We start from the raw sequence: 12,589 nt of genomic DNA on the forward strand, positions 1-12,589 counted from the left end.
GGGTGATTCAGCTCCGCTCGGGTTACTTGAGGAAGTAGATGACGAAGAACAGGGCGATCCAGACCACGTCGACGAAGTGCCAGTAGTACGACACGACGATCGACGAGGTCATCTCCTTGCGGCCGAAGTTCTTGACCGCGAAGGCGCGTCCGATCACGAGGAGGAAGGCGATGAGGCCACCGGTCACGTGCAGGGCGTGGAAGCCGGTCGTCAGGTAGAACGCCGAGGCGTACGCGTTCGCCTGGATGGGCATCCCTTCGGCGACGAGCTGGGCGTACTCCCACACCTGGCCCGACACGAAGATGGCGCCGAGAGCGAAGGTCAGCCAGAACCACTCGACCATGCCCCAGCGGTCGCGGAACCGGTTGGTCTTGACCGTGTACGGCTGGAAACGCTCAGCGGCGAACACACCCATCTGACAGGTGACGGATGAGAGCACCAGGATCGTGGTGTTGACCGCAGCGAACGGGACGTTCAACAGCTGGGTCTCTTGGGCCCACAGGTCGGGGGAGGTGCTTCGCAGTGTGAAATAGATCGCGAAAAGGCCGGCGAAGAACATGACTTCGCTGCCGAGCCACACGATGGTTCCAACTGCGACCGGGTCGGGTCGCTTGACCGACCGCATGGCCTGGGAGTACGTCGCTGAGCTGGTGGTCACATTCTTCATTATGGCTGAAGATTTGCCTGAGGTTTCGCATGAGCCACCACTGATGTGAGGTGGTTTGCGACTTAGGCGCACCTCAGTTGCCCGCCCCGCTACGCTCGGAGCCATGACCCAGCAGCCGTCCTGGTCCTCGATCATCAGTGCGCTCCTCGAGGGCGAGGACCTCAGCGTGTCGGAGTCGACGTGGGCGATGCGTCAGATCATGGCGGGGGAGGCGACGCCGTCACAGTTGGCAGGATTCCTCATCGCCCTGCGCGCCAAGGGCGAGACCGTAGACGAAATCGTGGGTTTCCGCGACGCGATCCTGGAGGCCGCGTTGCCGCTTCCGGTGGATCCTCACGTTCTGGACATCGTCGGAACCGGTGGTGACCGCCACCGCACCGTGAACGTCTCCACGACGGCCTCGATCGTCGCGGCGGCCACGGGAATCCCGGTCGTCAAGCACGGGAACAAGGCGGCGAGTTCGGCATCCGGGTCTTCCGATGTGCTGTCGGCTCTCGGCGTCGATCTGCGGCTGAGTCCGGATGCCGTGGCCGAGGTCCTCGACCGGGCGGGCATCACCTTCGCGTTCGCCGCCGCGTTCCACCCGGGTTTCCGACACGCCGGGCCTACGCGCGCCGAGCTCGGGGTCCCCACGGTTTTCAATTTCCTCGGCCCGCTGTGCAATCCCGCCCGTGCCGAGGCCAATGCGGTGGGGGTTGCGCACCTGGACCGCGTGCCCCTCATCACCGGCGTGTTCCGCACGCGCGGCGCGACAGCGCTGGTGTTCCGCGGCGACGATGGGCTGGACGAACTGACCACCACCGGACACAGCCGCATCTGGGAGGTGTCGCGCGGCGACATCCACGAGCACGATCTCGATCCGCGGGATCTCGGCATCCCGCTCGCGACCCTCGACGACCTTCGCGGGGGTGCGCCCGACCACAACGCCGAGATCGTTCGGCGTGTCTTGGCGGGAGACGCTGGGCCGGTGCGTGACATCGTGCTGTTGAACGCGGCGGCGGGGATCGTGGCGTACCGGCTGTCACAGGATGCCGCGCAGGCGCAGCTGCCGATCGTGGAGCGTCTGCGGGACGCCCGCGAGGATGCTGCGGCGGCCGTCGATTCGGGCGCAGCGGCAGCGAAGCTGCAGGCGTGGGCTGAGGCGACTGTGGCGCTTGCCCCCTGACCTGGGTCATTCACCGAATATCCTGCCGGAGGACCTACGTCACTTTCCGTACGGGAACGGGTTTCGTAACGTGGACGTCGACGGTGAGATACACCGCCGAATCCCCCCCCCGACGACGCACGTCCCTGAAGGAGAATCTGCCATGTCCGCCACCGACACAGCCAGCGCCACTGACACCGTTCAGGCGCCTGCCCGCAACCTCGGTCTCGTGAAGGTGGTGGGGATCCTCGGCATCGTCGGCGGCGCCCTGCTCATCATCGTGGGCATCATCGTGTGGGCCACCGTCTCGAGCCAGCTGCGCGCCGAGAACATCACGATCCCCGACGACGCGATCGCGTTCCAGGGGCAGACCGTTGCCGGCCCTTTCACCGCTTATGTGCAGGCCGACATCATTCAGCATCACGCTCTCGAGGCATCCGGGGGCGCCACCTACGCCGAGCTCGACCGCGAAGACCCGGTGCGCGCGACCATGATGAACGCGTCGTTCCTGCGGGCATCCCTGTTCACGTCAGTCGTGAGCTTCGGTGTCGCCGCGTTCGCGATGGGTATCGGTGTGCTCTCCATCCTGTTCGGCTGGGCACTGCACCGTCTCGCCAGCGCTCCTGTCGTCGTCAAGCGCGCGGCCGTCACCCCCTGACGCGCCGACGCCCCTCCTCGCGGAGGTAGGACTTCTCCCGGGCGTAGGTCGATCGCGACAGCAATCGACCTACGCCCGGGATTTTGCCTACCTGCAGAAGGCGATGCGCGCGGTCGGTGGGGCGTGTCAGGCTGGGCGGCATGAGCGAGCCGGAGCTGCAGCCGTACGACGCGCTGATCGAGATCGCCCTGCTTCTGGAGCGCGAGCGGGCGATCCGCTACAAGGCGAAAGCGTTTCGTGCTGCCGCCGCAGCGATCGAGGGGCTGGATGCCGCGCAGCTGGCCGACACCGCGGGGCTGCGGCGCCGGAAGGGGATCGGCGATTCGACCCTCGCGGTGATCGTCCAGGCCCGGGAGGGGCGCGTGCCGGACTATCTCGCCGAGTTGCGGGAACGGGCCGGCATCCGGCCCTCTGCGCTCAGCGCGCTGCTGCGCGGCGACCTGCACAGCCACTCCGATTGGTCGGACGGCACGACGCCGATTGCGGCGATGGTGAAGGCGGCGCGTGAGCTCGGGCGGGAGTACCTCGCGCTCACCGACCATTCGCCCCGGCTTCGGGTTGCAAACGGCCTGTCGGCGCAGCGGCTGCGGGAGCAGATCCCGATCGTGGAGAGCTTCCGCGACGATCGGTTCACCCTGCTCACGGGCATCGAGGTCGACATCCTCGAAGACGGCGGGCTCGATCAGCAGGATGACCTGCTGCGCTCACTGGACATCGTCGTGGCATCAGTGCACTCGAAGCTGCGGATGGAGCGCGGCCCTATGACGACACGGATGCTGCGCGCCGTGCGAAGCGGCAGGATCGATGTTCTCGGGCATGTGACCGGCAGGCTGGTCAGCGGCCAGCGGGGGACGAGGCCGCCGTCGGAGTTCGACGCGGATCGCGTCTTCGATGCGTGCGCGGAACACGGTGTCGCTGTCGAGATCAATTCGCGTCCCGAACGCGAGGATCCGCCGGACGAACTGATCGCGCTCGCCCTGGCGAAGGGATGCCTGTTCTCGATCGACTCCGACGCGCATGCGCCGGGTCATCTGTCGCTGCTGGATTACGGCGCCGAGCGGGCGGAGCGCGTCGGGGTTCCGGCTGACCGGATCGTCACGACGTGGCCACTGGCGCGCCTGCAGGAGTGGACCGCCACGCGGAGGTAAGCGGGCGCGACGTCAGTTGCAGGTGCAGAGCTGATCTTTGGGAACACCGGCGAGGGCCTGCTCGACGTGCATGCCGCAGCCGGTCCAGGTGATCTTGCCGCACGAGGAGCAACGAATCTGAGAGCACATGGGAGATGTCCTTCCGGGGTCTGTGACGGTCTATGTTCAAGGATACCCCTGGGGGTATGAATGATGCAACGTGCGTGACGCGGGAAGCCGATAACGCGACCCTAGACTCGACGGGTGGCTTCTGACCGACGCATCGCTCCCGGTGCCGCCGGAGGAGCCGCCGGGCTCGTCATCGCCGGCATCCTCGTCGCCGCGCTGAGTCTTCGCGGACCCATCGTCTCATCGACACCTGTGCTGCGGCAGATCGAAAGCGATCTCGGCATCGGTGCGGCAACGGCCGGATTGCTCACGACCGCGCCTGTGCTGATGTTCGCGCTGCTGACCCCGGTGGCAGCTCTCGTCATCCGTCGCGCCGGGGCGGAGCTCGCGCTCATGATCACCCTCACGGGGGTGCTGCTCGGCACCTTCCTGCGTGCCGTTCCGGGCTTCGGATGGATGCTCGCCGGAATGATCGTGATCGGCGCGTCCATCACGGTCGGAAATGTGGTCATCCCCGTCATCATCCGCCGTGATGTCGTGCCCGAGCGGGTAGCCCTGGTCACAGCTGCTTACGTCGCCATGCTCAACGCGGGATCGCTGCTGACGTCACTGTTGACGGTGCCGATTGCCTCCGTGATCGGATGGAACCTCGCGTTGGTCGCGTGGTCGGTGATTACGATCGCCGGGATGCTGCTGTGGGGCCTGCATCTGCGCCGGGCTGCCGCGCGCGGGGAGCTCTGGGGCGAGCGGTTCTCGGGCGCACAGCGTCCCGCCGTGGCATCCGTGGCCGACCGTGAGGCCGACACGCTGACCGGCCCGGTACCGGTGCCGCTCGGGAGAGGGGCGACGCAGGGTGTTTCGATGTTCCGGAACCCGATTCCGTGGATGCTTCTTCTGGCGTTCGCGGGGCAAGCTGCCGTGTACTACGGGTTCGCGACTTGGCTGCCCACACTCATTGCGGACGATCTCGGTGTCAGCGCAGCAGCAGCGGGAGGCTTGACAGCGTTCTTCCACGGTGTTGCCGTGGTCGGGGCGTTCATCGTTCCGCTGTTGGCCCGGTTCACGCCGCGGATCGTGCCTGCGATCGCCATTGGCGCGTCGTGGATATTGCTGACACTGGGCATGATCATCGCGCCAGAGTGGGCCGCGGTGTGGTTGAGCTTCGGGGCCATCGGCCACGCCGGCGGCTTCGTGGTCATCTTCAGCACGATCGTCGCGATCGCCCGCTCGGATGCCGAAGCCGCCGGGATGTCTGCGCTGGTGCAGGGCGGGGGCTATGCGGCCGCGGCGCTGGCTGCACCGGCGATGGGGGCCCTGCACGAGGTGACCGGCGGGTGGGATGCCGTGCTGCTGGCATCCCTCGTCGTCGTGCTCGCCTACTGTGTGCTGCTGGTGGCGGCCGTCATCGTGTCGTGGCGAGCACCTCGATGACCCGCGAGACCGAAGTGCCGAGCGCCCAGGTTTCGGCGAGGGTCACCGCCGCTGCACGCTGATCGTCGTCGAGCGGTCGCAGGTGCGTGTCAGGCGCGGGAAGGTCGAGATCGCGGACGACTTCGACGACCGTGGGCGCGACCTCGAGGTAGTCGAGCCCCGCGGTGATCTTGGCGCGAACGCCGGCCGACATTCCCTCGCCGCGCTCGGCGGCGCCGATGATGCCGGCAAGGTCGCCGTGCGCAGCGAGGAGCGTAGCGGCCGTCTTCTCGCCGATGCCGGCTACACCCGGCAGCCCGTCGGAGCTGTCGCCGCGAAGCGTCGCGAAGTCGGCGTATTGGCTGGGCAGCACTCCGTACTTCGTCACGACGGTGCGGTCGGTGACCAGCTCGAGGTTGCTCATGCCGCGCGCCGTGTAGATGACACGGATGCTGCGCTCGTCGTCGACGAGCTGGAAGAGGTCGCGGTCACCCGTGACGATGTCGACGGGCATCGTTGCTGTGGTGGCGAGGGTGCCGATGACGTCGTCTGCCTCGTGTTCGGCGGCGCCCATGATCGTGATCCCGAGGGCGGACAGTGCCTTGCGGATGAGCGGCACCTGCACCTCGAGGGGATCCGGGACCTCCTCGACATCCGGGGCGCCCTCGACGACCTCGACGACGCGGTGCGTCTTGTACGACGGGATGAGATCGACCCGCCATTGGGGGCGCCAGTCGTCGTCCCAGCAGGCCACGAGGTGCGTCGGCTCGTAGGTTGTGACGAGTTTCGCGATCATGTCGAGAAATCCGCGAACCGCGTTGACCGGCATCCCGTTCGGCGCCTTGACCGTGTCGGGTACGCCGTAGAACGCCCGGAAATACAGCGACGCGGAGTCGAGCAACATCAATCGTTCTGCCACGCGCCCATCCTGGCATGCGCCGCCGACGATGCGAGCGGCCGACGGAGGGCTCAGCAGCCGGGGCCGGTGGGGTTCTCGGCGCAGGTGCGGTCGACCAGGGCCGTCCGGACCTCGAGAACCTCGAGGGTGTAGGGCGGAGCCGGGGCATTGACGTAGCCGGGAACCGGGCGCCAGCCGCTGCCGAAGTCGACGTCAGCCGCGTACTGCAGCGTGAGAGAGACGGTGTACGTTCCGCGCTCGCGGTAGACGTGACTGGTTGACGTCGGGCTGAACTGGGGGAGTGCGAGCGACGCCCAGGTGGCACCCCCGGTCGTTGTGCGGGCGCTTGAACCGTCGCCGTAGTCGAACACGTAGCCGGCCGGTCGGAACCTGACTGTCACGTCCCATCCGAGCAGCGGGCCGGTGAGGGTGTGCGTGGATGCCCCGGCCACGATGTTCGTGGGGGTCCCCACGACCCCGAAACCGGCGGGCTCGCCACCGAGGCTCGGACGCGCCGGAACGAAACTCGCGAGATCGTCGATCGTCACGTCCGGATACGTGACCACTGTGTAGTTGCCTCGGCATCCCACGATGGGGCACTCCTCTGCGGCCGGGGAGCTCTCGGTGGTTCCGGAGTCGCCGCTGGAGCCGCCATTGCCACTGCCCTGCGAGCCGCCTGTGCCGCCGTTCCCGGATCCCCCGCCGGAGCCCGGCTGGTTCGCGGTGCCGCCGACGTCGACCTGGCTCCCGTTGTTGGAGACGCTGCAATTGCCCGACCATGCGGAGTTGCTCGCGCATCCGGAGCCTCCGACGGCGGTCGGCATCAGAGAGGCCGTACTCAACGCGGTGAGCACTATCAGGATGGCTAACCGCATTGTTCGCTATTCGATCCATCAACGACCGACAGCAGTGCACCCGTCGGAGAGTCGGGGGAGACGCTTGCCACAATCATCACCGACTGAGTATCAGGACGATCCGTGCTCACGACTGAGTTGCCATCGCGATCAGTCAGCATGACATCTGCCACGCGAAGGCAGGCAATTCCGTCGATCGTGCCAGCATCCGCATCCCAGGAGTTCGGGTTGAAACCGGTGACTTCGCTCGTGCCCGACACAGTCCAGCCGTTCGCGTGCATTCCGCTAAGCGATTCGCGCTCGGCTGCATTCGCATCGCCCGTGGTCCAGCGATAGACCTCCTCGAAGGTCGAGGGGTCGCTGAGGTCGACCTGGTTCAAGGCATCCACGTACGCCCGGTAGGTGGCTTCCGCGGCAGCGAATGCTTCCTCCTCGGAAGCGAACCCGGTGGGCGTCGGGGCGGGTGACGGATCAGTCGGCCCACAGCCGGCCAGCGCACCGACACCGAGCATCGCGGCGATCACGATCGACGCGGCTCGAAACGGACGGCGGCGGTTCATGTCCACCACGGTAGCCCGCGGCATCCGTCTCGGCGGCACTATCCACAGTCCACGATCCACGTGCTCACCTGGGGAGGATGCCGGTACTCCAGAGAACCGATAGGTCGGCGCGCTAGCGTTGGCTCGGGAGGCATCATGCCGTACGACAGCGGGCCGCACGCCGACGTGCTGTACGTCGAAGACGATCAGGACGTCGCCCAGATGACGATCGAGGTGCTTTCGGAGTTCCATACCGTCGTTCACGCGGCAGACGTCGCGTCGGCTCGGTCCCGCGCCCTGCAGCAGCGATTCGACGTGATGGTTATCGACCGGCGGCTTCCCGGCGGCGACGGAATCGATCTGGTTCGCGCGATCCGCACCGCTCGCATTACGACGCCCATCCTGCTGCTGACCGCCCTCGGCGCCGTCGATGACCGGGTCGAGGGTTTGGATGCCGGCGCCAACGACTACCTCGTGAAACCATTCGACTACGGTGAGTTGCTCGCCCGCATCCGGGCTCTCGTGCGCGGCTACCGTGCAGAGCAGCACCGCCGCACGCTCGGCGAGTGGGTGTTCGTCCCCGAGTCCCAGGCGCTGTACGGGCCGTCGGGCGGCCGGGTCGCGCTCACCACGACCGAGACCGCGTTGCTGGATGTGCTCAGCGCCAGCCCCGAGCACGTGTTCAGTCGAGAAGAGATCCTGGGTGCCGTGTTCCACGAGGGTGATACGCCGGGGTCGGTCGACACGTACGTCCACTACATCCGGCGCAAGTCGGTTCCCGAGATGATCGAGACGGTGCGCGCTCGCGGCTACCGGGTCGGGCAGCCGTCATGACCACTCCGGAGGCTGCCGACCGGCGTCGCGTGCAGCGGGCCGCCTTCTCGGTGGGGGTGTGGGTTGCTGCGGTGTCGGCGATCGTCGTCGCGCTCGGTGTGTCGGTCTTGGTTGCCGTGATCTTGCTTCGCGCGCGTGTCGAGAACAACGAGCACGCAACGCCCTTCCCCGGCGGCCATCGGGGGTCTGGCGATGACCTCGTGGTTGACGTCGACCGGGTGCTGCCGTGGGTGATCGGCCTCGGCATCCTGGGCGTGCTCATCCTGTCGCTGATCGCATGGTTCGCTGCCCGCCGCGCCGTGCAGCCGCTGGGCGAGGCGCTGCGGCTGCAGCGGAACTTCGTGGCCGACGCCAGTCACGAACTGCGCACGCCGCTGACGACCCTGACCAGTCGCATCCAGATCGCGCAGCGTCGGCTGGAACGCGGCGGAGATGTCGCCGAAGCTCTCGATCAGCTGCGCTCCGACGCTGACGCAATGAACGACATGCTCACCGATCTGTTGATGGCGGCCGAGGGTAAGGCTGAGACGACTGCTGTCTCGCCGGTCGGTGATGCGATGGATGCCGCGGTCTCCCGCCTCCGGCCGCTCGCGGATGACAGCGCGGTGTCGCTCGAGGTCTTCTCGAGCGACCGGGCGGTGCGGATGCCGCTTCCCACCCTGACTCGCATTCTGATGGCTGTCGTCGACAATGCGATCCAGCACAGTCCGCGGGGAGCCGTGGTGACGATCGCTGCTGCAACTGCCCGTGACGACGTGGAGATCCGCGTCAGCGATCACGGCAGCGGGATCGACCCGGCCGACGCGGAGCGCATCTTCGAGAGGTTCGCCCGTGGGTCTGAGACGGGCAGGCGTCGCGGGTTCGGACTCGGGCTCGCGCTGGTGCGTGACGTGCTGACTCGCTATTCGGGCCGGATCGAGGTCGAGTCGACCTCACCGAGCGGCACGACCTTTCTCATCACGCTGCCGAGTGCTCGCGCGTGACCACCGCCACCTCCGTCGTGCCCAGCCACCGGCGAACGCCTCCGTCATCGGTCACCGTCATGCCCGACCGCGAGAGCGCCGCTGAAACCCACGACAGGTCGTCGCCGGCGACAACCGCGACGGTTGCCCAGAGGTCTGCCTCGGCCAGGGAATCGGCGACGACTGTCGCGCTGCGAACGCCGGTCGCCGGCTCGCCGGAGCGGGGGTCCAGGATGTGCACACCCCGCTCAGCTGTCCCCGAGGTCGCAACCGCGCCATCGACCACGTCGATGATCGCGAGAACCTCACCGGCCCGGTGCGGGTCGGCAATGCCCATGCGCCACACCCAGTCGGTGCCCGGCGCCGTGCCCACCTGCATGTCACCGCCCGCGTTGATGCCGATGGCTGTCGCGCCGCCCGCGGTCAGGAGCGGCAGAAGGTGCATCCGTGCCGCCCGCTCGACCGCCCACCCTTTGACGTAGCCGGTCGGGTCGAACCAACCGCGCCAGGTAGCCGAGAACCGGCCGCCAGAGCGCTGCTCGGCGTTCAGACACGCCGCGGCGACCTCGGCAACGAGCGGATGCGCATCGTCGAGTGTGATCTCACCGCGGCGGAGACGGCTGATTTCCGAGTCCTCGCGATAGGTCGAGAAGATTCTGTCTGCCTCGCGAAGCTCGTTGAACGCACGAGCCACGGATGCTGCGGTCTCGGCATCCTTCACGAACGCGGTGGTGCCGTAGGCGTGGACCGAGACGACAGTTCCCATGATGGTCTGGACCCAGACGCGAGGCTCGTCGGAACTCATTGCTGTGCCTGATCCAGCGCGCTCTGGAGGGACTGCGTGTACCCCTGGCTGGTGTAGGTGGCGCCCGAGACCATGCGGATCGACGCACTTTGCGCGCTTGTCGTCTCGGAGATCAGCACCGGCAGTGCGCGGGCATTGATCTGCTGATCCTCGCGATTGCTGTTCGGGTACTGCGGCACCTGGACCTCGGTGATCACGCCCCCGCTGACCGTGATCTGGACCTGCACGTTGCCGTAGCGGGTGCGGACCGCATCGCCCGTGTATGTGCCGTCGGCAAGGCCGCTTGTGTTCTGTTGCGTGGTGGTCGTCGACGGGGACGGCGATGCCGAGGGGGTGGATGTTCCGGTCGAACCCGAGGCGTCAGCTGAGCTCGATGACGTCGACGCTGGCGCCGGGACGGTTGTCGTGCTGCCCGCGGTGTCGTCGGCGGCAACCGGCATGACGGCCTCAAGCGAGGTGCGGTAGCTGAACAGGAGGACGACGCCGCTCAGGGTGGCAAGAAGTCCGTAAACGATGCGCTTCATCTGAGGCTCCGTGGGGTGAGGGGTTAGACGGTGAAGGACTCGGAATGGATGCGGGTGCGGTGAACTCCCGCGGCGCGCAGGTCATGCTCGAGGGCCTTCATCCATGGCGCGGGTCCGCAGAGGAACACGTCGTAGTCCTCGAGGTCGGGCGCGAGATGGCGCAGCGCATCGGAGCCCGTCCACGCGGCGTGCGAGGCCGGCAGCCACGAGGATGCTGTCCGGGCTCGGGGCCCCGGAAGCGGGATGTGTCGGAGGCCTCGGTGCGCGACGAGCGTGCCGATTGCTTCCGTGCGCAGCGCTGCCTGTGTCGAGTGGTCGCGGGTGACCAGCGTCGCCTGGCCCGGCGCGTAGTCCTCGGCTTCGAGCAGGGCGACCAACGGTGCTACACCGGCGCCGGCACCGATCATCAGAAGCTTCGAGCCGGTGCGGGCATCACCGGTCATCGTGCCGTACGGTCCCTCCAGCAGGACGGGGGTACCGGGAGCGAGTCGTGCCAGGCGGGCGGTGCCATCACCGACGATGCGGGCAGAGATCGTCAGGCTGCGGCCGTCGGGAGCCGCAGCCAACGAGAACGGGTTAGCCCGCGAGGCGCCCGGACCATCCAGGAAGCGCCAGATGAAGAACTGGCCAGCGCGGGCACCGAGGCGATCCAGTCGTCGTCCGGTCATCGTCACCGCCACACCGCCCACGCCATCAGGACGAACGTCGGCAACCCGCACCCGGTGACGCAGCGAGCGCGCGAGGGGGACGAGGATGCGGAACACGACGATCGCTGCGGCGCTGACAGCCCACAGGCCCCACCAGTAGGCGGTGGCGACGGGGGAGAAGAGGAAGTCGGCGCCGGTCCACAGCTGGTGGGGCAGCGCCAGCCCGACACCCAGGTAGGCGTACAGGTGCAGCAGGTGCCATGACTCGTAGCGCAACTTCGCTCGAGCGCGACGCATCGAGGTGATCGCGACAACGATGATGAGAATCGTGCCGGCGGTTGCGAGAAGCATCCCCGGGTAATCCCACACGAACTCCCAGAACTGGACGACGACGTTGACATCGGTCGCTTCCGCGTACCCCAGCACCAGGAGTGCGATGTGGGCGAGCATGAGCGAAAAAGACCAGAAGCCGACGAGTCGGTGCATCTGGGTGAGGCCATCACGGCCGAACCCGCGCTCGAACAGGGGGATACGCGCAAGAAGGATCACCTGGTAGAGGAGGAGGTTCGACGCGGCGAGCCCGGTAAGGCGGCCCAGGCTGTTCAGTGCCGCCGCGTCGAATCCCCACAGGTCCTGGATGCCGCCGCCGGCCACCCACAGAGCAAGAACGAACAGGCTCGTGAGCCAAATGACGGCTGTCGCAGCGACATTCCATGCCCGCCGGGCAGAGCGCCCCCGACGGCTGCCGCGCACGCTGGTGGTCGCCCGCGGTGAGGTAAGAGGCTGCGGGAGCCGCGAAGAGGGATGCGGTGCCGTGACGGTGGTGCGAGACGGGGTCGCCGTGGTCATGGGGACAGCGTGGTGGCCGGTCTCTGAGACTGCTCTAAGGAAAGCCTCCGCGCTCGCGGTTCATAGACTTCTCACATGAGTTTCGGATCCGCGGCACAGTCCGGCATCCGTCGCCCGGCCGACCAGGATCCCTGTCTCTGCGGCAGTGGCAACGTCTACGGAAGGTGCTGCGGACCGCTGCACCGGGGCGAGGCGGCGCCGAGCCCGGAACGGCTGATGCGCTCGCGGTACAGCGCGTTCGCGCTCGGTGACGCTCGCTACCTCGCCGACACCTGGCACCCCCGAACGCGGCCCGAGCGGATCGACATTGACCCCGACGTGCACTGGGTCGGACTGCGCATCCTGGACGCCCCCGCGGTCGGTGCCGGGACCACCGGCGGCATCGTCGAATTCCGGGCGCGCTGGCGGCGCGGCGCCGAGGCGGAGGAGCAGCACGAGCGCAGCCGGTTCCGCCTCGCTGCCGGCCGCTGGTGGTACCTGGAAGCGGAAACGGCCGGCTCCGGCATCCCGTAACGGATGCCAAGACCGGCCGATCCGGTTGT

The 12,589-nt window shown here is 67.5% G+C and carries 14 protein-coding genes; 7 read left to right on the forward strand and 7 right to left on the reverse strand.

Going from position 1 to position 12,589, the window contains the following annotated elements:
- Positions 1 to 22 precede the first annotated feature (22 nt).
- The gene (gene ctaE / locus LL236_RS10120; protein ID WP_228178622.1) at positions 23 to 667 is read right to left on the reverse strand and encodes an aa3-type cytochrome oxidase subunit III; all 645 of its coding nucleotides are present in this window, start codon (positions 665 to 667) and stop codon (positions 23 to 25) included.
- 103 nt (positions 668 to 770) lie between these two features.
- Between ctaE and trpD the strand changes: the two genes are divergently transcribed.
- The 4 genes from trpD to LL236_RS10140 all read left to right on the forward strand — a co-directional run bounded on the left by trpD (position 771) and on the right by LL236_RS10140 (position 5,156).
- The gene (gene trpD, locus LL236_RS10125; protein WP_228178623.1) at positions 771 to 1,832 is read left to right on the forward strand and encodes an anthranilate phosphoribosyltransferase; all 1,062 of its coding nucleotides are present in this window, start codon (positions 771 to 773) and stop codon (positions 1,830 to 1,832) included.
- Positions 1,833 to 1,974: 142 nt separating this feature from the next.
- The gene (locus tag LL236_RS10130) at positions 1,975 to 2,469 is read left to right on the forward strand and encodes an aromatic ring-opening dioxygenase LigA (protein WP_228178624.1); all 495 of its coding nucleotides are present in this window, start codon (positions 1,975 to 1,977) and stop codon (positions 2,467 to 2,469) included.
- A gap of 155 nt (positions 2,470 to 2,624) precedes the next feature.
- The gene (locus LL236_RS10135; RefSeq protein WP_228178680.1) at positions 2,625 to 3,617 is read left to right on the forward strand and encodes a PHP domain-containing protein; all 993 of its coding nucleotides are present in this window, start codon (positions 2,625 to 2,627) and stop codon (positions 3,615 to 3,617) included.
- A 243-nt stretch (positions 3,618 to 3,860) separates the two neighbouring features.
- Entirely contained in the window at positions 3,861 to 5,156 is a 1,296-nt protein-coding gene (locus tag LL236_RS10140; protein ID WP_228178625.1) for an MFS transporter, read from the forward strand.
- Here LL236_RS10140 and LL236_RS10145 read toward each other — a convergent pair.
- Genes LL236_RS10145 through LL236_RS10155 form a run of 3 tightly spaced genes read right to left on the reverse strand, consistent with a single transcriptional unit; the run spans position 5,128 to position 7,447 of the window.
- Positions 5,128 to 6,054, reverse strand: a complete 927-nt coding sequence (locus tag LL236_RS10145) for a 5'-3' exonuclease (RefSeq protein WP_228178626.1) — start codon at positions 6,052 to 6,054, stop codon at positions 5,128 to 5,130. The genes LL236_RS10140 and LL236_RS10145 overlap by 29 nt on opposite strands.
- 50 nt (positions 6,055 to 6,104) lie before the next feature.
- The gene (locus LL236_RS10150; RefSeq protein WP_228178627.1) at positions 6,105 to 6,857 is read right to left on the reverse strand and encodes a hypothetical protein; all 753 of its coding nucleotides are present in this window, start codon (positions 6,855 to 6,857) and stop codon (positions 6,105 to 6,107) included.
- A gap of 41 nt (positions 6,858 to 6,898) precedes the next feature.
- Complete coding sequence (locus tag LL236_RS10155) at positions 6,899 to 7,447, reverse strand: hypothetical protein (RefSeq protein ID WP_228178628.1); 549 nt, start codon at positions 7,445 to 7,447, stop codon at positions 6,899 to 6,901.
- 135 nt (positions 7,448 to 7,582) lie between these two features.
- On the opposite strand from LL236_RS10155, the gene LL236_RS10160 reads away from it, so the two are divergent.
- Together LL236_RS10160 and LL236_RS10165 are read left to right on the forward strand one after the other, a co-directional pair.
- Positions 7,583 to 8,260 (forward strand): response regulator transcription factor, encoded by a 678-nt coding sequence (locus LL236_RS10160; RefSeq protein WP_228178629.1) that lies wholly within the window; start codon positions 7,583 to 7,585, stop codon positions 8,258 to 8,260.
- Positions 8,257 to 9,243: a sensor histidine kinase gene (locus LL236_RS10165; RefSeq protein ID WP_228178630.1), complete on the forward strand. Its 987-nt coding sequence runs from the start codon at positions 8,257 to 8,259 to the stop codon at positions 9,241 to 9,243. Before LL236_RS10160 ends, LL236_RS10165 begins: the two co-directional genes overlap by 4 nt.
- On the opposite strand, the gene LL236_RS10170 is transcribed toward LL236_RS10165, so the two are convergent.
- The 3 genes from LL236_RS10170 to LL236_RS10180 are packed head-to-tail and all read right to left on the reverse strand — an operon-like array spanning position 9,218 to position 12,047.
- Positions 9,218 to 10,027, reverse strand: coding sequence for an FAD:protein FMN transferase (locus LL236_RS10170; RefSeq protein WP_228178631.1), 810 nt, complete (start codon positions 10,025 to 10,027; stop codon positions 9,218 to 9,220). The genes LL236_RS10165 and LL236_RS10170 overlap by 26 nt on opposite strands.
- Entirely contained in the window at positions 10,024 to 10,551 is a 528-nt protein-coding gene (locus LL236_RS10175) for an FMN-binding protein (RefSeq protein WP_228178632.1), read from the reverse strand. The genes LL236_RS10170 and LL236_RS10175 overlap by 4 nt, the downstream gene beginning before the upstream one ends.
- Positions 10,552 to 10,574: 23 nt before the next feature.
- Positions 10,575 to 12,047, reverse strand: a complete 1,473-nt coding sequence (locus tag LL236_RS10180; protein ID WP_228178633.1) for a ferredoxin reductase family protein — start codon at positions 12,045 to 12,047, stop codon at positions 10,575 to 10,577.
- Positions 12,048 to 12,122: 75 nt separating this feature from the next.
- Here LL236_RS10180 and LL236_RS10185 point away from each other — a divergent pair, with 75 nt between their 5' ends.
- Positions 12,123 to 12,560 (forward strand): YchJ family protein, encoded by a 438-nt coding sequence (locus tag LL236_RS10185; RefSeq protein ID WP_228178634.1) that lies wholly within the window; start codon positions 12,123 to 12,125, stop codon positions 12,558 to 12,560.
- The last annotated feature ends 29 nt before the right edge of the window (positions 12,561 to 12,589 follow it).

The organism is Microbacterium schleiferi (assembly GCF_020781975.1).
GTDB lineage: Bacteria > Actinomycetota > Actinomycetes > Actinomycetales > Microbacteriaceae > Microbacterium.